Source organism: Shewanella piezotolerans WP3 (assembly GCF_000014885.1).
GTDB lineage: Bacteria > Pseudomonadota > Gammaproteobacteria > Enterobacterales > Shewanellaceae > Shewanella > Shewanella piezotolerans.
Genome location: NC_011566.1, coordinates 985,641 through 1,004,716, shown reverse-complemented (window position 1 = coordinate 1,004,716; position 19,076 = coordinate 985,641). Strand labels below are relative to the sequence as shown.

The window sequence follows — 19,076 nt, the reverse complement described above, 5'->3', positions numbered from 1 at the left end:
TTTAGTAATCGAAGCCGGGCTGGGCTTTTATACCGGCCTCAAACGCGTGCTTTATCGGCTGCACTTCGCTCACGGTATCGGCTATCTCGACAATCGCTCGATGACAGGCTCGCCCCGTGACAATCACGTGTTGCATTTTAGGGCGATTTTCAAGCGCTTTAATCACTCGTTCAACCTCTAAGTAGTGATAGCTGACCATATAAGTCAGTTCATCGAGCATCACGAGATCGATACTGTCGTCTTTTAGCAGTTTTTCTGTCGCTTCCCAAGCTTTAACAGCTGCAGCGGTGTCTTTTTCTCTGTCTTGGGTTTCCCAAGTAAAGCCTGTGCCCATAACATGGAAACTGACTCCAGCCCCCTCAAGTAACGTGCGCTCGCCACACTCCCAGTTGCCTTTAATAAACTGCACCACAGCCGCTTTTTTACCATGACCCACTGCGCGTGCAACCGTGCCAAAACCCGATGTAGACTTGCCCTTACCATTGCCCGTTAGCACCAACAAAATGCCTTTCTCTTCTGTGGCTCTGGCAATCTTGGCATCAACGCCTTCTTTGACTCGTTGTTGGCGTGCTTTATGGCGCTCAGCTTTTACTGCTTCTGCTGATTTGCTTTCGCCATTGTCAGCTTGCTTTGAATCACTCATTACCTATCCTTTTGTGTTACTTCTTCATTTCAAAAATAAAAATCTGTTTCTGCAACCGCCCTAATTCCAGATGGCATTCATTGCATCTAGATCTAAATGTTCTTCGAGCACATCCGCTAAACGATTAAGTTGCTGCTCACGAATGTCGTTTACATCAATACTATTAGCATCTTGCATTCCCGCCCATTGCAGCAACAATTGGCATGCCTGCGGTGAGTCAAACAGGCCATGCATGTAAGTACCAAAAATTTGATTATCAACAGATAACATACCTTCACTCTGCCAACGTTTTACTGCTGTAGACTCATTTTGCTGATGATCTTCGGCCCGTCGTGTTAGCGTTAATGGCTGTTCCAATTTCATCAACAAGTTAGAGCGGCCACAATGAATCTCATAGCCTTTAACCTCTGCTTGTTTCCCTAACAGCGACAATACGCCCTCAACTTGCAACAACACCTTGTCGCTTGTTAGTTCCGTGACCACAGGCAGTAAACCTAAGCCTTCACTGCTTCCTGCGTTATCTTCAATACCCTCGGGGTCATCAATCAGGTGGCCAAGCATTTGATAACCACCGCAGATCCCAAGTAGCTTACCGCCATAGCGCAGGTGCTTTTCGATCTCTTTATCCCAGCCTTGTTCACGAATAAATTCCAGATCGGCGCGAACATTTTTACTGCCAGGGATAATAATCAAATCCGCTGGAGGCAAACGAGAATGACGCTGTTGCCCTGTACCTTGCGCATGTGTCTGAGATTGCGTTTGCAATGACACATACTCAAATTCGATTTGAGGATTGAGCCTTAGTGGATCAAAATCCGTGTGGTTACTAATACGAGGTAATACCAACACCAGCACCTTAAGTTTAGTGTTGATGCTTTTATCTGGCGCGGCGATCAGTGCATCTTCTGCATCTAGATGCAGATCATGTAGATAGGGTAATACACCTAATACAGGCTTTTGGGTATATTGTTCTAACCAGTCTAAGCCTGACTGCAGCAGGCTAATATCACCACGAAAACGATTAATCACAAAGCCTTTGACTCGCGCCTGCTCCGATTCACTCAGTAGCGCTAATGTGCCAACCAGATGGGCAAACACGCCGCCTTTGTCGATATCAGCAATAATAATAACCGGACAATCGACCTCTTCAGCAAAGCCCATATTGGCGATATCGCCTTCACGCAGGTTGACCTCTGCCGGACTGCCAGCACCTTCAACAAACAGCATTTGATATTCATCGCTTAAGCGTTTAAATGACTCCTTAACCGCTGCCATAGCTTTAACGCGATAACCTTCGGCGTTTTTACCGAAGTAGTCTTCCGCCTCCATCTTCATCAAGGCTTTACCATGGACGATAACTTGCGATCCGGTATCTGAACTAGGCTTTAATAAAATAGGGTTGAAGTCGATTTGCGGTTCAAGATGACAGGCCACAGCTTGCAATGCTTGAGCACGGCCAATCTCCCCACCATCAATGGTGACGGCGCTATTTAGTGCCATATTTTGGGGTTTAAAAGGAGCCACTTTGCAACCTTGACGCACAAACAAGCGGCACAATCCCGCTACTAAGGTACTTTTACCAGCATCAGATGTTGTCCCTTGCACCATCAGTACTTTAGTCATGTCGATCTCTTATTATAGTTATTAGTGTTATTGTTCAGTATGCATATTTAACAAAAGGTTAAGCAGGTTTGCATTGGCAAGCATTCGACCGCAAATTCAAGCTAAAATTCAAAATATTAGGTCGACTTTAAACTCAGTGGAAGCCCAGCAGTCACTAAGGTCACGTTGTCAGCTAAGGCCGCTATATCTTGGTGTAGCCAGCCCGCCTCATCGACAAAACGACGACTTAACTCGCCCATTGGCACAATGCCGTTGCCCACTTCATTACTAACCAAGATCAGCTGACCGGGGAATGATTCAAGCGATGTCAGTAAGTCAGCTTTTACTGTGCGCCAATCACTTGCTTCATCAAGAAGATGATTCGTTAACCAAAGGGTTAAACAATCAACCAAAATCACACTATTTACATTAGCATACTTGTTTAAAGTGGCGCTCAAATGCAGCGGTGACTCAATGGTTTGCCACCCTAAAGCAGCGGATTGCCGCTGCGCTTTATGATGGGCTATTCTAGCTTGCATCTCTTTATCTAAAGCCTGCGCAGTTGCAACATAAATATACTCAGCCTTTGGCGTGTTTAGCTGCCAGTTAGCCACTAATTGTTCTGCAAATCGGCTCTTACCGCTGCGTGCGCCACCGAGTACTAAATGGATCACCAAGACGCTCCTACAATTAGCAGTAACAAGTAACAAACCACTTCCGCAATTTGCTGAGTCGCCCCAAGTGTATCGCCGGTGTAGCCGCCAATTTGTTTATTAAACCACCACGCTAATGCAATCCGCACGCTCAATAGCCCTAAGATAAGTACTAAAGCTTGCATAAATGATATTAACAAGAGCGAAATGGCTGCTGTAGCCAGTAAAATAGACAACTCGTTGATACTTTGCTGCATTGCCAGCGGCTTGCTTTTGCTGCTGGCATCATCGGAAACATACTGCTCTGAAAAGATAAAGCTGGCTGCAACTACCCGACTTAATGTGTGCCCTAGAATCAACGCTAAACTGACACTGCTAGGGTCAAACAACGCGAGCTCACTGAGCAGTTGCCATTTCAGCAATAAGCACAGTACTAACGCCAATGCACCATAACTACCAAGGCGGGAGTCTTTCATAATCTGCAGCTTAGCTTCAACTGTCCAACCACCACCTAAACCATCGGCAGTATCAGCTAAACCATCTTCATGAAAACCACCAGTTAATAGCACGCTCGCTATCATGGCGAAGATAATCGCAATACTAGGCGACACCCAGTGCAACATTACGCTATAAACGAGAGCACTAAGCACACCAATCAGAGTGCCAACTAAACCAAAATAGCGACTGGCTTGATTTAATTTTTCTGCATCGACCTCAACCCATTTTGGCATAGGGATCCGCGTAAAGAACCCCATAGCGATAAGAAACAGGTTGAGTTGCTGTCGCCAAGACTGCATTAAATTTCTATCCCTGCGTCTTCAAAACTCGCCATTTGGTTATAAAAATTAACAGCGGCTTGGATCAGCGGAAAAGCCAATGCCGCACCAGTGCCCTCTCCCAGCTTCAAGCCTAAATTAAGTAATGGCTTGGCTTGCATATATTCGAGCATCAAATAGTGGCCTTTCTCATCAGACTGATGGGAAAAAATCATATAATCTCGGCAATGACTATTAATGTTGACCGCCACCAGCGCAGCGGCCGAAGCAATAAAGCCATCAATAACCACTAACATGCCACGCTCAGCAGCGGCCAAGATAGCGCCTGTCATCTGCACAATTTCAAAGCCGCCAATGCAAGCCAATACCTGCATTGGATCATCAAGCTCGCTATGATGCAGTAACACAGCCTGTTCTATTAACATCTGTTTACGCTTAAATGTGGCAGCATCAATACCTGTGCCTCGGCCCACACAATCGCTCGCAGCGACTCCCGTTAATACAGACATAATTGCCGCAGCGGAAGAGGTATTACCAATACCCATTTCACCAAGCGCTATCAGGTTACAGCCATTCTGATGGTGCAGCTGAATGCGATCTGCAGCCATTTCAAAACCTTGCTTTACCGCACCAAGCGTCATCGCGGCACGCTTATGAATAGGGCCTGTTCCCGCACCTAAACGCTGATCAATCACCCCACTGTCACTATCGAATGGTTGTAATACTCCGCAGTCTATGACCTCAAGCTCTAAACCAACCTGGCGGGTAAATACGTTGATAGCAGCCCCACCCGCCATAAAGTTTCTAACCATTTGGGCGGTCACTTCACTGGGTGCAATTGATACACCCGAGCTGGCAATACCGTGATCTGCGGCAAAGACCATCATTTTTGGGTTGTTAATTTGAGGGTTATCTTTACCTAACACTTTGGCTATTTGCAGAGCGAGCCCTTCTAAATCACCAAGCGCGCCTAAAGGTTTAGTTTTAGTATCAATTTTCTGCTGAATTGCTTCTTCAAACTCTGAACTCAATGGCTTAATATTAAACATTTAACCTTATGCTCCCGACATATCCCCAAAAAGGGAAATAAAACGACAATTAACTTACGCTCGCTTTGCTTTGCGGGCGCTTAAAATAAACAGAAAAAACACACTTCCCATCACCGATGTGATAATCCCAACAGGAAGCTCTTGATAACTCAATATTGTGCGCGCCAATACATCTACCCATACCATGAATAGCCCGCCTATCGCTGCAGTTAACAGCAATGGATAGCGACCAGGGAAAAGTAAACGCACCGTGTGAGGCACCATTAATCCGATAAAGCCGATACCACCACAATTGGCAACCAATATCGCCGTAATAAGCGAGCACAATAACAACATAGATAAGCGCAATCGTCCTACATTAATCCCCAACGTGTGTGCAGTTTCATCTCCCGCTCGCATCGCTATGATCTGCCTCTTAAATAGCAGAATAACGAGTGTACTAATCGACACGATAACGGCGGGTAAAATCAACCCAGACCAACTTGCTTTAGCAAAGCTGCCGAGACTCCAAAACAGCACCGATGCGGCGGCTTGAGGGCTGGAGAAATACAGCATTAAACTCGCCATAGCGCCAAACATAAAGGAGGTTGCAACACCAGATAACAGCATGCGCTCCACCTGTGTTGATAGGTTTTTCCCACATAAACTAAGCACCATCAGCACCGACAAGCTGGCTCCAACAAAGGCGCCAAGTGGTAAGCTAAGCCACAAAATACTTTGACTAAAGAGGGTCAGCACCACCACCGCGCCAAACGATGCTCCTGAGGAAATCCCAAAAAGATAGGGATCGGCTAACGGGTTACGAGTGACTGTTTGCAACACGCTACCGGCAATAGATAAACCCGCTCCAGCAATAAATGCGAGCAGCACTCGCGGTAATCTTAGTTCCCAAATAATCCGCTCAGTAACACCTTGGTTTTCACCTAAGCCGAGAACTTTGTGAGCAAATACCTGTAACACATCGTTTGCTGAGATATTTGCTGCACCAAAACTGGTTGCGGCAAACGGTGTAATAACAGCGATTAGCAATAGCGTAATTAGCAATAGTAATTGATAAGACTGCTGCCATTTTGTCTGTGCTGTAACGGATAAAGTGTTAGGCATCTGTCGCTCCGTCAGCTATCCCCTGGTGCGTTATACTGCGCGGATCATAGCCGTAGAAATAGCTGATAAGCGGATTACCATGTTGTGGATGTGGCCTAACTTCGCAGCACACATCAAATACTTCCGCAATACGCTGCTCCGTTAACACTGCTTTGGGCGAACCTTTTGCCAAACAGCGCCCTTTATCAAGAAGTAATAACTCGTCGCATAGGGCGCTGGCGAGATTGAGATCATGAATAGAGGTGATAACCGTAATGTTAAGTGTGTGCAGTAACTCTAAGGTTTGGATTTGATAGCGGATATCAAGATGATTTGTTGGCTCATCTAATATCAATAGCTGTGGTCGTTGAACAATTGCCCGAGCGATCAGCGCTCGCTGTTTCTCTCCACCCGATAAGCTTTCATAAGCTTGATTAGCTTTATCTACCAAACCCACTTTAACTAAAGCTTGAGCGACAACGTCCCGGTCTTCTGCACTGGTGAATTCAAACGCACTTTTATGGGGCGTTAAACCAAGACTGACAAGCTGAGTTGTGGTCATCTCAAAATGATGCGGCGTATCTTGCAGAACTACCGCAATCTGCTTAGCAAACGCTTTTGCCGATAACACAGAGATTGGTTGACCAAATAAATGAATTTCACCACTTGTCGGCTTGATAAAGCGATATAGGCAGCGCAGCAAACTGGATTTGCCCGCACCATTGGGTCCAATAACTCCCAGCATCTGCCCTTTAGCTAAGCTAAATTCGACGTCTGATAATATGGGCTGACCCTGTAATTTCCAGCCTAAGCCGCTAACAGTAAGGACTGTTTCAGATGGCTGATTAGACATTCAATAAACTGCAAAGCATGTGCTAATAAACTCCCTTGAGACGCCCGCTCAAGTTATTCAATATGGCAAAGTTAGGCTGGTATCTGACTTGGGGCGAAAACGAATTCACTCCCATACAGTTGCGGGTACAGTCCGGACTCATTAGCCGTTTTCGGCCACCGGTTCCCAATTTGTGCGATTAGGCACCTAACTCAAATTTAGTTTGTGTGGTTTACCTCATTTTTGAGGTAATAATGTGACAGTTTATCATGCAAAGCCAATAAGGCATTGCACTTGATCAACTACTCGCTACTCCAGTCCCCAATTAAGGGTTAAATAACGCTGGCAACCATCATCTAACGCATCGATAACCACAGTCGCGGCATAGGGCAATTTAAGAGCGCTGTAGATCCCTGCACACTGTTTTAGCCCGAGTGATTAAGCCATTAAGTGCCTAATCACTCCTCCATGGGTCACGAGCACAATGACTTTACCTTTATGTCGCTCAAGTAAAGCGTCCCAAGCATTGTCGATTCTAGATTCAAAAGCTTGCATCGTTTCACCGTTTGGCGGCGTATGTTGCCATGGGTTTGCCCAATAGGCATCTAGCTGTTCACTAAATTGCTGATAAAGTTCAGTGAAAAGCTGCCCATCCCAATCGCCAAAATTAAGCTCCATAAAGCCAGACTGTTCAACAAAATCTATATTGTGTTGTATGGCGAAAGCGCGAGCAGGCTCTGAGCAGCGCAGTAATGGTGAACTCACCACCAGATCTATCTTGCTGTTTTTAGCCAAATCACAGGTTTTACTATTTTTAAGTGTCGAAAACGCCACATTTAGCTGCTCTTTTCCAGCTAAACTCAGCACAACATCCGTATGGCCACGTAAAACATTACCGCCTTCACAAGCTCCATGACGCAGTAAAACTATCTTCGTATTCTGCACTTAACATTCCAACCAATTATATTTATCAGTCACTTACAAGTAAACCGTCACGTATTCCAAGTGAAAAAGTATCAGGTTTTAGGGGTTGCACTTTCGCTAGCGACTCACGTATTATGGACGTCTATACGTATAAATGTCCAAACATAAATAACTTAAGCTAGTAATGCTAGCTTGTAGTTGATAAGAATGGACAAGGTTACTGCATTTTATATTTTGCGACTCTGTATTTGGTAGGAATTTTTTATGGCAACACATACCCTGAGCCCAGTCCCGCACACACAAGAAACTGCCGACAAGGTTTTAGCAGTACTGACTAAAAAGTTAGAGGAAGGGATCCTACTGCTTGATGGTGCGATGGGCACCATGATCCAAGATCGCAAATTTGAAGAGCAGCAGTTTCGCGGTGAACAGTTCAAAGACTGGCATTGTGATGTAAAGGGTAACAACGACATGTTGGTGCTCACTCAGCCAGAAGCTATTAAGCAAATCCACAAAGATTACTTTTTGGCTGGCTCAGACATCATCGAAACCAACACCTTTAACGCAACCCGAATCGCCATGGCTGACTACGATATGCAGGCACATTCGGCGGAGATAAATTTACAAGGTGCTCGCCTTGCACGTGAAGCTGCCAATGAAGTTGAAGCCGAAACAGGCCGCCAATGTTACGTTGCGGGTGTGCTTGGCCCGACCAACCGAACTTGTTCAATCAGCCCAGATGTTAACGACCCAGGTTACCGTAATGTGAGTTTTGACGAGCTTGTTGAAGCCTATATTGAATCAATAAATGCATTGATTGCCGGTGGTGCAGACATCATTATGGTTGAGACCATCTTTGATACCCTCAACGCAAAAGCCGCGTTATTTGCCATTGAAACCGTGTACGATGCTCAAGGTTTTCGTCTGCCGATTATGATCTCTGGCACGATTACAGACGCCTCAGGTCGCACGCTTACTGGACAAACAACAGAAGCGTTCTACAACTCACTGCGTCACGTAAAACCGCTAACTATCGGGCTTAACTGTGCATTAGGGCCAAAAGAGCTACGCCCATATGTAGAGGAGCTGTCCAAAATCTCTGAGTGTTTTGTCTCAGCACATCCTAATGCAGGTCTTCCCAATGAGTTTGGTGGTTATGATGAAACACCAGAGCAGATGAGTGAAGTGATCGAAGAATGGGCGCTGGAAGGTTTTTTAAATGTTATTGGCGGTTGTTGTGGTACAACCCCTGCCCATATTCGCGCTATCCGCGAAGCCGTTATCAAACACCCTGCTCGAGTGCTGCCAGATATTCCAGTGGCTTGCCGCTTATCAGGGCTTGAGCCGCTGACGATTGATGAGAATTCACTATTTCTAAACGTTGGTGAGCGCACTAACGTTACTGGCTCGGCTAAATTCTTACGCCTGATTAAAACCGGCGAATATGAAGAAGCGCTCAGTGTCGCCCGCGATCAAGTCGAAAATGGCGCGCAGATCATCGATATCAACATGGATGAAGGCATGCTCGATGGTAGCGATACCATGCATAAATTTCTCAACCTTATTGCCTCAGAGCCAGATATCTCTCGGGTACCGATCATGATCGACTCCTCTAAATGGGAAGTGATTGAAGCTGGCCTTAAGTGTATTCAAGGAAAAGGCATCGTTAACTCTATTTCGCTAAAAGAAGGCGAAGAGAAGTTTATCGAACAAGCCACACTCGTGAAACGATACGGCGCCGCCGCCATCGTAATGGCATTCGATGAGGTAGGCCAAGCCGACACTAAAGCGCGTAAAGTAGAAATATGTACTCGTGCTTATAACGTGCTGGTCGACAAAGTAGGCTTCCCGCCAGAAGACATTATCTTTGACCCGAATATTTTTGCCATTGCGACCGGAATTGAGGAACACGACAACTACGCGGTCGACTTTATTGAAGCCACTGCCGAGATTAAACGTACCTTGCCCCACGCAATGATCTCTGGCGGTGTATCTAACGTGTCTTTTTCGTTCCGTGGCAATAACCCGGTACGAGAAGCGATTCATGCTGTATTCCTTTATCACGCAATTCAAGCCGGTATGGACATGGGCATTGTTAACGCCGGACAGCTAGCGATATACGATGACATTGACCCCGAACTTAAAGAGCGGGTTGAAGCCATTGTACAGAACTTGCCCTGCACCGTTAGCGACTCAAGTAACACTGAGCAGTTGTTAGAAGTCGCCGAAAAGTTCCGGGGTGACGGCAACCAAGTCGCCAAGAAGGAAGATTTAGAGTGGCGTACAAAACCAGTTAATGAGCGCTTAGCTCATGCGTTGGTCAAGGGTATTACCGACTTTATTGATGAAGATACCGAAGAAGCACGCATACAAGCCAGCCGACCATTGGATGTGATTGAAGGGCCGTTAATGGATGGCATGAACATCGTTGGCGATCTATTTGGCTCTGGCAAAATGTTCCTTCCACAAGTGGTAAAGTCAGCACGAGTGATGAAAAAAGCCGTGGCTTACCTCAACCCTTACATTGAACTTGAAAAAGTCGCCGGTCAGTCTAACGGCAAAATTTTGATGGTGACGGTTAAAGGCGACGTGCACGATATTGGTAAAAATATTGTTGGTGTGGTACTCGCCTGTAATGGCTATGAAGTGATTGATTTAGGCGTTATGGTGCCAGTTGAGAAGATCATTGAAGTCGCCAAGGCTGAAAATGTCGATATTATTGGCATGTCAGGGCTAATCACCCCAAGTCTAGATGAGATGGTACATAACGTTAAAAGCTTCCATAAAGCGGGCTTAACTATTCCATCGATTATTGGCGGCGCAACCTGTTCTAAAATCCATACTGCCGTCAAGATCGCGCCTCACTCACCTGAAGGTGCAATCTATATTGCTGATGCTTCACGCGCCGTACCTATGGTGTCGAAGTTGATCAATAACGATACACGCCAAGCAACAATTGATGAAGCCTATCAAGAATATGATGTAATGCGCGAAAAGCGTCTGTCGCAAACCAAGCGTAAAGTGATCACCTCTCTCGAAGCGGCCCGTGAAAACCGCTGTCAACATGACTGGGAAAACTATACGCCGTTCGTGCCGAATCAACTTGGGCGCCAAGTCTTTGATGACTACCCACTAGAAGATTTAGTTGAACGTATCGATTGGACCCCCTTCTTTAGAAGCTGGGAGCTACATGGTCATTTTCCACAGATTTTAGATGATGAAGTCGTAGGCGAAGAGGCGCGAAAACTGTTTAGTGATGGTAAAGCGATGTTGCAAAAAATCATCAGTGAAAAGTGGCTAACAGCCAAAGGCGTTATCGGACTGTTTCCAGCTAACACCGTTAACCACGATGATATTGAGCTGTATACCGATGAGAGTCGCACTGAATTGGAGATGACCACTCATCACCTGCGGATGCAGATTGAGCGTGTCGGTAACGACAATTTCTGTTTGGCCGATTTTGTTGCACCAAAAGACTCAGGCGTTGCCGATTACATGGGCGGCTTTGCCGTTACCGCAGGCCACGGTATTGATGAACATGTGGCACGCTTTGAAGCGGAACACGATGATTACAGCGCCATTATGCTCAAATGTTTGGCTGACCGATTAGCTGAAGCATTTGCCGAGCGTATGCATGAGCGCGTACGCAAAGAGTTCTGGGGTTATGCAAGTGACGAAACTCTTGATAACGAAGCGCTTATTCGTGAAAAATACAAAGGTATTCGCCCTGCCCCCGGTTACCCCGCTTGCCCGGATCACACCGAGAAAGGCCTGCTGTGGGATCTATTAAAGCCCGATGAGACTATCGGCCTTAATATCACCGAAAGCTATGCGATGTTCCCAACCGCTGCAGTATCAGGTTGGTACTTTGCTCACCCTAAATCACGTTACTTTGGCGTGACCAATATTGGTCGTGACCAAGTAGAGGATTATGCCACGCGCAAAGGTATGAGTATCGAAGAAACCGAACGTTGGTTAATGCCAGTGTTGGATTACGATCCAGAGTAAAGAGTCCTGCATTGGGCGGGCGAGTATATTTATTCGCACGCAGGCAAAAGCTCTAAAAGAAAAAATAGCCCCTATATCGCCGTATAGACAGAGGGGCTTTTTTCATGCTGTTATCTGATTTCTTGAATATGGTTCATCAAATACTTAGCATCTTTCCATACACCACCAAGCGTTGCTGAGCCGCGGGTATACAGCCAAGGTAAACCGATGAAATAGAGCCCATCGACGTCGCTACTTACGCCGCGATAGTTGCTCGGGTAGTTCATTTCATCAAAAGAGATATCTTCAATCCAGAAAAAGTTGGGTTTAAAGCCTGTCGCCCAGATGACATTTTTAATACTACTCACGCTGCCTTTTTGAAACTTAATGCTGCTTTCATCTGCAGACAAAGTCCTTCCCATATGGATAACATTGTCTTTTGCTAGCAAGGACTTCACATCAGTACCAATAACTGGCTGTACGCCTTTACTGAGCCATTGGCCTAATTTACTAAAGCGTGAAACTGATAAAAAGCCGATTTTGGTAAACCACCACCATAAGGTTTTACCTAAGAATGATTGCGGAATAGCAGCAATTTTATCGGTGCCAGAAAAATGCACTTTACGCCCGGTTTCTGCTATTTCAGACAAAATTTGTACACCAGAATCTCCAGCCCCAACCACTAAGCAATCGCCATCTTGTAACTGCTCAGGGCTCTTATAGTTCTCACTGTGAAGTTGGGTAATATTTGGCGCGATATCAACATGGCAAGCAGGCGTATAGGGAGTATGAAACGGACCAGTTGCAATAATCAACTGCTTAGCTTTATAGCTTGCAGTATCGCTGGTTATTTCAAAAATACCATCCACTTTCTTAACCGAGGTTATTCTTTGGTTAAACTCAATCGGCATTGAGAACTTCTCGACATAACTCTTTAGGTAGTCAGCAACTTCATATTTATTCGGGTAATAGCCTTTTGGGAATGGAAATGGCATTCCGGGAAGGTGATTATATTCAGCAGGGGTAAAAAGCTTTAATGAGTCCCAACGTTTTAGCCAAGGTGCGCCAATATGTTCGTTGGCGTCTAAAATCAGGTAATCTTTGTTATTGGTTGATAAGTTGTAAGCCATAGATAGCCCAGACTGACCTGCGCCGATAATGATAAATTCTTTCATGGTTCCCAAATGCGTGCATATTGTTTTTATTATGCGCGCTATACTAACAGAATATGAACTCAGAACCTGACCGTTGCGGTAAATGAAGTATAGGCACAGGTGTAAACATTGGCTTATTTCACCTTTTATTCAAGATGTTATTAGGGGCTGTTGATCTTTCACGGTTGTTTTTGCCGCAGTTTATTGGCTATTTTGACAAGGCGGAGGCTATGCCGTTTAGTTATTCTCCACAAATAGTCTACAACACAGTAAAAATAGCCAAGAAACGCGGCCCTTTGGGTTCGCTTCAATGCTTCTATTACGGTGTTATGAGCTTTTCACTTAGCCAGCTAAGCTTTATCGCTCAAGCCTTGTACTAGAAGCATTATTCCTTACGGTAAAGAATCGAACAAAAACTAAGCTCGAAAGATCAACAGCCCCTAATTACCAATAGTTATCTATTATTACTTTTGCTGCAGTTGCAGTGCTTTAGTCTCAGCAAAAGCAATAACCTTTCTAGGATCAAACGCTAACTCCAGAGATCCAGTGCAGAGCAAAATAGAGTCGAAAAAACAGGCCTATTATCGCTGATAGAGATCGCGACATAGAGCCAAACTACACAGCTAGCTTTGCCTCTTTAACCATCCAACAGATCCGTCACAGCATCAGCCAACCAAGTTAACGCTGGCCCTTTAGTTTTTTGCTTAGCCATCACGCGGTCAATGGGCACTCGCCACGGTTTATGATCAAAGCTAAGTTGCAAACACACCATCTCACCTTGACGCTCATACTGCTCTGCCATATAAGAAGGAACATAACCCCAGCCTAACCCCTGTTTAACTAAAGCGTTGATTGCATTGAAACTGTTGCCCCACCAAATATGTGAAGAGACGATTGGGCTGTGGGCCAACGCTTGCCCATCAAGGCTTCGGATCAACAATTGGCGGTGGGGGATCAGATCAGCAACGGTCACCATATTAAGCTCAGCCAATGGGTGGGCAGGACTCACCACCCCATTAAAAGGCATATTACCAACATAACAAACATCAACTTTCTGTGGGAATTCGCTACTGGCAAACATCAAACCCAAATCTGCTTTTCCCCCATCAACCAAGCTTAATACATCTGGAGTCGCAACTGCATACAGCTCCAGATTAGTACCTGGAAAATGCTCTGCAAAGGAATCTAATATACGCGCCATCATCGGCAGAAGCGCATCATCGATTGCTAGCTTAATCTCAGTTTCATGGAAAAGGTTAAGCGCATTCGTCACTGAGTCTAACTCATAGGTTTGCCGTAAAATGGCCTGAGCAAAAGGCAGCAACCTCTCACCGTGTGCCGTTAAAGAGGGCTTACGACTAGAGCGATCAAACAAGTTAGTGTTTAGCTCTATCTCAAGATTCGCTATTCCCTGACTCACTGCTGATTGCACCTTGCCGAGCCGTCTCGCACAAGCCGAAAATGAACCCGATTCGGCAGTTTCAACAAACATTCTTAACTGTTCCAAGTTATACATATCACTTTTCCTGATAGTAACTAACTAGATTCTTTCTCTAATATTGATGATTATACCCCCTAAGAACTACTGAACAAGCTTAGGTAAGACTGATTATGAATGTTAAAGAGCGTATTTTACACAGCGTACTATTTGAGGCGATTGCCTTGGTTTTCGTCATCACTGCAGCGATGGTCTTTACCGATACAGGAGCAAAATCAGCCACTGGCTTAGCTGTTAGCTTGTCGTTAATCGCCATGGTATGGAACTACATCTATAACTTAGGTTTTGACCGTATCTTTGGTCAAAACCGCATCCAGCGTTCTTTACGGATGCGCTTAGGACATGGACTAGGGTTTGAACTTGGAATGATTGTCGCCACACTCCCTTTGATGATGTGGGTGCTACAACTGGATTTCTGGACCGTATTCATTATGGATTTAGGCGTAGTGATTTTCTTTCTGGTGTACGCGATTATCTTTAACTGGGTTTATGATGTGATCCGTGAACGCTTTTTTTTAAGCCAAGTATCGAACAGCAATACTATTACCCAACCAGTTAAACCAACAGCTTAAATACCGAAACTAAAGACTCAGCGATAAGGCTGAGTCCTGCAGTACCCTACCAACTATCTGAATTAAAGCGTGCCGTTCTGGCTTCACTTAGGGTGCAATCGGTGAGATGCATAAGCTCAGCAAGCGTAATATTGTCGTTTTCTCTGATTAAACGGGCCAGCTTGACTGACAACGGCTCTAATTTATCAGCGTGGTTCAGTAGCGCTGTTTCGAGCTTTTTAATTAAATATTGCCACTCGCTACTGGTTTGAGATTTTAACTGTTCTTTAAATGATTGAACCTTCATCGCCTCTCCCGTTATCGCCCAGTTACGTGAGCGACGTACACGCTTTAGCTCACAGTTATGTAGCCGAGCGAGTGCTTTAGCTTGGTTAGCTGAGTCTCTCCCTATTCGATGAATAAGCGCAGGAAGTGAGATGGTGACGTTTTCATTCATAGCGCCATTTTACACATTAATTCAATCGATATTTAGGGGCTGTTGATCTTTCACGGTTGTTTTTGCCGCAGTTTATTGGCTATTTTGACAAGGCGGAGACTATGCCGTTTAGTTATTCTCCACAAATAGTCTACAACACAGTAAACATAGCCAAGAAACGCGGCCCTTTGGGTTCGATTCAATGCTTCTATTACGGTGTTATGAGCTTTTCACTTAGCCGGCTAAGCTTTATCGCTCAAGCCTTGTACTAGAAACATTATTCCTTACGGTAAAGAACCGAACAAAAACTAAGCTCGAAAGATCAACAGCCCCTAATCATTAAATCAGCTATCTCAAAAATTATTTAACCCTTGAACATCATGCTTACTGTGATTTAAGTGAGCAAGCATACAAAATACATAGCTGAAGTTGACACGGGTAGAATGAACGCTCTACCCCAGGTAGAATACTTGCTCTACTTTAAAGGTGTATACCATGCCAGATCAAAAGATCGCTGCCAATCTTGAAGCTGCTTTTGCTCAACACGGCTTTGCACAACCAAGCGTAGCTATACTGCAGAAAACCAGTGGAGTGAGCCTGCGCACCTTATACAAATATTATCCTTCAAAAGAGCAGATGATTATTGCCGCGTTGGATCACCGCCAACAACGCTATCTTGCATTTTTAGCCAAAGATGCGCCAGCACCTGGGATGGAAGCTGTTATTCATGCCTTTAAACAACTTCAACAATGGATGAAGGGATCTGCGCCTAACGGCTGTATGTCGATGCAGGCTATTGCCGCATTTCCAGAAAACCAGCAAATCAGGCAAGTGGTCAATAGTCACAAGCAAGCTGTGCAACAGTTTTTGGCGCAGCAAAGCCAACGTCCAGATTGCGCTGAAGCACTTTTTTTAGTGCATGAAGGGATAGCGAGCGCTTGGCCATTAATGGGCGAAGCTACCATTGCCAGTGCAGAGCAACTTACCCACATTCTATTAGAGCCAAAATAATGAAACTGACAACATCTAGCTCGATTCCAGGCAATATCCCAGACACGATGGAGGCGATGACTTTAGTCGGCCACGGTGATTTTGATATGTTGCAGCATAATTCAGCGGTAGCTGTGCCAACAATACTCGATAACCAAGTATTAATTAAAGTCTCAGTCGCTGGCGTGAATAATACCGATATCAATACCCGTACAGCTTGGTACTCAAAAAGCTCAGCTGACAGTAGAGATGCCAGTTGGTCAGGACAAGCACTAACATTTCCACGCATTCAAGGTGCCGATGTATGCGGTGAAATCGTTGCCGTCGGCAAAAATGTTGATCCACAACGTATCGGCCAACGTGTACTAATTGAGCCTTGCATTACTCACATCAATGGCAAGCAATTGACGTCGCCTTGGTACTTTGGCTCTGAGTGCGATGGTGGCTTTGCACAATACACTAGCGTGGATGCGCTACATGCTTACGCAATCAACTGCGCTCTTTCAGATATCGAACTGGCTTCCTTCCCTTGCTCATACTCTACTGCAGAGAATATGTTGACTAAGGCCAATGTCTCAGAACAGGAACGAGTGCTTATACCAATCAGTATAAGAAGTTGATCTACTCAGAGCGTTTTTGGCACGCTAATTCAAGGCGGGTAAATGACATAATGGTTGTTCCCTTATGAGTTTATTCAACGCAGAAGTAGCAAGCCAAAAACACTCCTACAGGCGAGTTTTAGCGGCTCTGATGCTGCGTTAATGAACTTGGACGTAGAATAACTATGCTCTTCATTCATTGCCTTACTTCAAAGCCGCTAAACTCTCGCTGAGCGATCAAATCTTTATACTGATTGGTATTATTACGGGCGCGTCAGGTGGTGTTGGTTCTGCTGCGGTGCAGCTTGCAAAAGCTCGCGGTGCATTTGTTATTGCTATAACCAGCAAAGAGAAACAACAACAGCTATTGAGCGTCGGTGCAGATCAAGTCATCAATCGCAGCGATGAGCTGCTGACAGTGCTAGCCAGCAACACTATTGATGTAGTTATTGACCTCGTTGCTGGTAAACAATGGCCACAACTTCTAGAGCTACTTCGCCCAGGCGGACGCTACGCTGTAGCAGGCGCCATTGGCGGCGCAATGGTGAACTTAGATGTGAGAACACTTTATCTTAAAGATCTCAGCTTATTTGGTTGCACAGTATTGCATGCGGGAGTATTTCAGGCACTAGTTAGGCATATTGAGCAGGGCAAGGTAAAACCCTTGATTGCAGAGGTTTATGCTTTAAAAGATATCCCAGCAGCACAGCGCTCATTTGCTCAAAAACAGCACGTTGGCAAAATTGTCATCGACATTAGTCAACAGTAGCTCGACTGTGATTCAGCAAGGTTGAATCAGCTAACAGTAAGAGCGATAGAAGCCTATCGCTCATACTCCTCTATATTGTTATCAGGTATCAGTGTAAGCGTTTAAACACTCAACAATCAGATCAACAAAGCCCTCTCGATCTAAATCGCAAAGTACCTGAGTATTATGTGGATGTTGCGTCAACTGATAGCGATCAACAACTGTCATGCCTTGGGTGTGCTCGCCTTTGGTTTCTACACCTACCCAACAATCATAAGTGCTAAACAGCTCAGGTTTAAGTAAGAAGGCGATGGTACAAGGATCATGTAAAGGTGCCCCTTCAAAGCCCCATTTGGGATCTCTATGATAGATCATGAAAAAGTCCAGCAGCTCAGCTACACACTGGGCCACATGGTTAGGAATTTTTCTTATGCGCTCAATATCCTCATCCATTATTTGCGCTTGATGAGTTACATCCAAGCCACACATAGTAATTGGGATCCCCGCTTTAAATACCATGTCAGCAGCTTCTGGATCGACATAGATTTTAAACTCTGCAGCTGGAGTCCAATTGCCAGCAGCTGCAGCACCGCCCATCAACACAATCCGTTCTATCTTGTTATGCAGCTCAGGGTAAGTCGCAAGAAATAAGGCTATATTAGTAAGCGGCCCTGATGGCACCAAGGTCACAGGTTCACTACTGTCCCGCACCTTCTGCGCTATCAACTCTATAGCAGAACATGGTAATGGTTCGAAATTTGGGTTTGGTAGTTCTGAGCCATCTAGGCCACTTTCTCCATGCACATTATCGGCAATGATAAGTTCACGCGCTAATGGCTTAACCGCGCCTCCAGCAACTGCAATATCGCTGCGCCCCAACATAGTCAACACCCGTAGTGCATTATTCAGAGTTTTATCTGGAGTTTGGTTACCTGCACTAGTGGTCACCGCTAGCGGGTTCAACTGCTTACTGCTCAGAGCAAGAATAAGAGAAATTGCATCATCATGACCAGGGTCGCAATCAAGAATAATCGGTCTTGGGGAATGAACGGCATTAGACATGGGGAAACTCCATCACGGTTACTATTACAAGGACTAGTGCCCAATATCCTAGAGTCTCGCTAGTGAAAAAACTGTGAGCTATTAAAGGGTTTTATACCAATTGCATTAAGTATTTGACCAATTCAGAGCCCCTCAGCCTTTTCAATTCAAAGCGCATTGGTAAAGAAATGGTTATTCCCTTTAAAGCCAATGCAAAGCAGAAGTGGAAAGACTGAGGGGCTCGCGTAGTGCGGCTGAGGTTAAACAAATTGGCAAACGCTGTATGCTTCGCTATGGGATTTGGATATACGACTAAATGGTCTATTTTGTTCCATACAAAATAAGACATTCCGGCCCTCCTTGGCGGTCAGATTTAGGAGGTACGAGACCAAGGATGGTCGAAGGTAGAATAATGCAGGAGCAATTATCGAGAGCGAAGCAGGATGCCAGAGCCGAGAATAACGATTAGCTCAAATTCCACTACTTGCCTACAGCGTTTTGAATTCCCGC

The 19,076-nt window shown here is 45.2% G+C and carries 18 protein-coding genes, 1 pseudogene and 1 riboswitch; of the genes and pseudogenes, 7 read left to right on the top strand and 12 right to left on the bottom strand.

The features are described from left to right. Position 1: 1 nt before the first annotated feature. The 8 genes from cobO to SWP_RS04365 form a co-directional block, all read right to left on the bottom strand. Positions 2-643, bottom strand: a complete 642-nt coding sequence (gene cobO, locus SWP_RS04400) for a cob(I)yrinic acid a,c-diamide adenosyltransferase (RefSeq protein ID WP_020911181.1) — start codon at positions 641-643, stop codon at positions 2-4. A 60-nt stretch (positions 644-703) separates the two neighbouring features. Then, positions 704-2,266, bottom strand: a complete 1,563-nt coding sequence (locus SWP_RS04395; RefSeq protein ID WP_020911180.1) for a cobyric acid synthase — start codon at positions 2,264-2,266, stop codon at positions 704-706. A gap of 116 nt (positions 2,267-2,382) precedes the next feature. After that, positions 2,383-2,919: a bifunctional adenosylcobinamide kinase/adenosylcobinamide-phosphate guanylyltransferase gene (gene cobU, locus SWP_RS04390; RefSeq protein ID WP_020911179.1), complete on the bottom strand. Its 537-nt coding sequence runs from the start codon at positions 2,917-2,919 to the stop codon at positions 2,383-2,385. Beyond that, positions 2,916-3,695: an adenosylcobinamide-GDP ribazoletransferase gene (locus SWP_RS04385; protein WP_020911178.1), complete on the bottom strand. Its 780-nt coding sequence runs from the start codon at positions 3,693-3,695 to the stop codon at positions 2,916-2,918. The genes cobU and SWP_RS04385 overlap by 4 nt, the downstream gene beginning before the upstream one ends. Beyond that, on the bottom strand, positions 3,695-4,723 hold the full coding sequence (gene cobT, locus SWP_RS04380) for a nicotinate-nucleotide--dimethylbenzimidazole phosphoribosyltransferase (RefSeq protein WP_020911177.1): 1,029 nt from the start codon (positions 4,721-4,723) through the stop codon (positions 3,695-3,697). Before cobT ends, SWP_RS04385 begins: the two co-directional genes overlap by 1 nt. Positions 4,724-4,777: 54 nt before the next feature. Continuing rightward, entirely contained in the window at positions 4,778-5,827 is a 1,050-nt protein-coding gene (locus SWP_RS04375; RefSeq protein WP_020911176.1) for a FecCD family ABC transporter permease, read from the bottom strand. Next, positions 5,820-6,659, bottom strand: coding sequence for an ABC transporter ATP-binding protein (locus SWP_RS04370; protein WP_020911175.1), 840 nt, complete (start codon positions 6,657-6,659; stop codon positions 5,820-5,822). Before SWP_RS04370 ends, SWP_RS04375 begins: the two co-directional genes overlap by 8 nt. 57 nt (positions 6,660-6,716) lie before the next feature. After that, a riboswitch (cobalamin riboswitch) is annotated at positions 6,717-6,864 on the bottom strand. Positions 6,865-7,076: 212 nt separating this feature from the next. Next, positions 7,077-7,583 carry a histidine phosphatase family protein gene (locus SWP_RS04365; protein WP_020911174.1) on the bottom strand — a complete coding sequence of 169 codons (507 nt, stop codon included), beginning with the start codon at positions 7,581-7,583 and terminating at the stop codon, positions 7,077-7,079. Between the two features lie 243 nt (positions 7,584-7,826). Here SWP_RS04365 and metH point away from each other — a divergent pair, with 243 nt between their 5' ends. Continuing rightward, positions 7,827-11,570, top strand: coding sequence for a methionine synthase (gene metH, locus SWP_RS04360; RefSeq protein WP_020911173.1), 3,744 nt, complete (start codon positions 7,827-7,829; stop codon positions 11,568-11,570). 110 nt (positions 11,571-11,680) lie between these two features. Here metH and SWP_RS04355 read toward each other — a convergent pair whose 3' ends face one another. Beyond that, a complete protein-coding gene (locus tag SWP_RS04355; protein ID WP_044555659.1) occupies positions 11,681-12,724 on the bottom strand; it encodes a flavin-containing monooxygenase in 1,044 nt (347 codons plus the stop codon). Positions 12,725-12,933: 209 nt separating this feature from the next. On the opposite strand from SWP_RS04355, the gene SWP_RS24095 reads away from it, so the two are divergent. Continuing rightward, the gene (locus tag SWP_RS24095; RefSeq protein ID WP_187148509.1) at positions 12,934-13,083 is read left to right on the top strand and encodes a hypothetical protein; all 150 of its coding nucleotides are present in this window, start codon (positions 12,934-12,936) and stop codon (positions 13,081-13,083) included. A gap of 257 nt (positions 13,084-13,340) precedes the next feature. On the opposite strand, the gene SWP_RS04345 is transcribed toward SWP_RS24095, so the two are convergent. After that, a complete protein-coding gene (locus tag SWP_RS04345) occupies positions 13,341-14,219 on the bottom strand; it encodes a LysR family transcriptional regulator (RefSeq protein WP_020911169.1) in 879 nt (292 codons plus the stop codon). 95 nt (positions 14,220-14,314) lie between these two features. Between SWP_RS04345 and SWP_RS04340 the strand changes: the two genes are divergently transcribed. Then, complete coding sequence (locus SWP_RS04340) at positions 14,315-14,773, top strand: PACE efflux transporter (protein WP_044555658.1); 459 nt, start codon at positions 14,315-14,317, stop codon at positions 14,771-14,773. 46 nt (positions 14,774-14,819) lie between these two features. Here SWP_RS04340 and SWP_RS04335 read toward each other — a convergent pair whose 3' ends face one another. Next, a complete protein-coding gene (locus tag SWP_RS04335; protein WP_020911167.1) occupies positions 14,820-15,209 on the bottom strand; it encodes a ribosome recycling factor family protein in 390 nt (129 codons plus the stop codon). Positions 15,210-15,310: 101 nt separating this feature from the next. Between SWP_RS04335 and SWP_RS24090 the strand changes: the two genes are divergently transcribed. The 4 genes and pseudogenes from SWP_RS24090 to SWP_RS24860 all read left to right on the top strand — a co-directional run bounded on the left by SWP_RS24090 (position 15,311) and on the right by SWP_RS24860 (position 17,546). After that, the gene (locus tag SWP_RS24090) at positions 15,311-15,460 is read left to right on the top strand and encodes a hypothetical protein (protein ID WP_187148536.1); all 150 of its coding nucleotides are present in this window, start codon (positions 15,311-15,313) and stop codon (positions 15,458-15,460) included. A gap of 223 nt (positions 15,461-15,683) precedes the next feature. Then, on the top strand, positions 15,684-16,199 hold the full coding sequence (locus tag SWP_RS04330) for a TetR/AcrR family transcriptional regulator (RefSeq protein WP_020911165.1): 516 nt from the start codon (positions 15,684-15,686) through the stop codon (positions 16,197-16,199). Next, a pseudogene (locus SWP_RS24865) lies at positions 16,199-16,777 on the top strand (alcohol dehydrogenase catalytic domain-containing protein); the annotation flags it as partial. The gene SWP_RS04330 and the pseudogene SWP_RS24865, both read left to right, overlap by 1 nt. Positions 16,778-16,976: 199 nt before the next feature. After that, on the top strand, positions 16,977-17,546 hold the full coding sequence (locus SWP_RS24860) for a zinc-binding dehydrogenase (protein WP_020911162.1): 570 nt from the start codon (positions 16,977-16,979) through the stop codon (positions 17,544-17,546). 81 nt (positions 17,547-17,627) lie between these two features. Here SWP_RS24860 and rihA read toward each other — a convergent pair whose 3' ends face one another. Further along, positions 17,628-18,587 (bottom strand): pyrimidine-specific ribonucleoside hydrolase RihA, encoded by a 960-nt coding sequence (gene rihA / locus SWP_RS04315; protein ID WP_020911161.1) that lies wholly within the window; start codon positions 18,585-18,587, stop codon positions 17,628-17,630. Between the last annotated feature and the right edge of the window lie 489 nt (positions 18,588-19,076).

What these genes read in the sequence shown, in the direction of transcription:
- SWP_RS24090 (WP_187148536.1), top strand. Translation starts at nt 15,311, where the DNA reads ATGCCGTTTAGTTATTCTCCACAAATAGTCTACAACACAGTAAACATA.
- rihA (WP_020911161.1), bottom strand. Translation starts at nt 18,587, where the DNA reads ATGTCTAATGCCGTTCATTCCCCAAGACCGATTATTCTTGATTGCGAC.
- SWP_RS04345 (WP_020911169.1), bottom strand. Translation starts at nt 14,219, where the DNA reads ATGTATAACTTGGAACAGTTAAGAATGTTTGTTGAAACTGCCGAATCG.
- SWP_RS04330 (WP_020911165.1), top strand. Translation starts at nt 15,684, where the DNA reads ATGCCAGATCAAAAGATCGCTGCCAATCTTGAAGCTGCTTTTGCTCAA.
- metH (WP_020911173.1), top strand. Translation starts at nt 7,827, where the DNA reads ATGGCAACACATACCCTGAGCCCAGTCCCGCACACACAAGAAACTGCC.
- SWP_RS04375 (WP_020911176.1), bottom strand. Translation starts at nt 5,827, where the DNA reads ATGCCTAACACTTTATCCGTTACAGCACAGACAAAATGGCAGCAGTCT.
- cobT (WP_020911177.1), bottom strand. Translation starts at nt 4,723, where the DNA reads ATGTTTAATATTAAGCCATTGAGTTCAGAGTTTGAAGAAGCAATTCAG.
- SWP_RS04385 (WP_020911178.1), bottom strand. Translation starts at nt 3,695, where the DNA reads ATGCAGTCTTGGCGACAGCAACTCAACCTGTTTCTTATCGCTATGGGG.
- SWP_RS04395 (WP_020911180.1), bottom strand. Translation starts at nt 2,266, where the DNA reads ATGACTAAAGTACTGATGGTGCAAGGGACAACATCTGATGCTGGTAAA.
- SWP_RS04355 (WP_044555659.1), bottom strand. Translation starts at nt 12,724, where the DNA reads ATGAAAGAATTTATCATTATCGGCGCAGGTCAGTCTGGGCTATCTATG.
- SWP_RS24095 (WP_187148509.1), top strand. Translation starts at nt 12,934, where the DNA reads ATGCCGTTTAGTTATTCTCCACAAATAGTCTACAACACAGTAAAAATA.
- SWP_RS04340 (WP_044555658.1), top strand. Translation starts at nt 14,315, where the DNA reads ATGAATGTTAAAGAGCGTATTTTACACAGCGTACTATTTGAGGCGATT.
- SWP_RS04370 (WP_020911175.1), bottom strand. Translation starts at nt 6,659, where the DNA reads ATGTCTAATCAGCCATCTGAAACAGTCCTTACTGTTAGCGGCTTAGGC.
- cobO (WP_020911181.1), bottom strand. Translation starts at nt 643, where the DNA reads ATGAGTGATTCAAAGCAAGCTGACAATGGCGAAAGCAAATCAGCAGAA.
- SWP_RS04335 (WP_020911167.1), bottom strand. Translation starts at nt 15,209, where the DNA reads ATGAATGAAAACGTCACCATCTCACTTCCTGCGCTTATTCATCGAATA.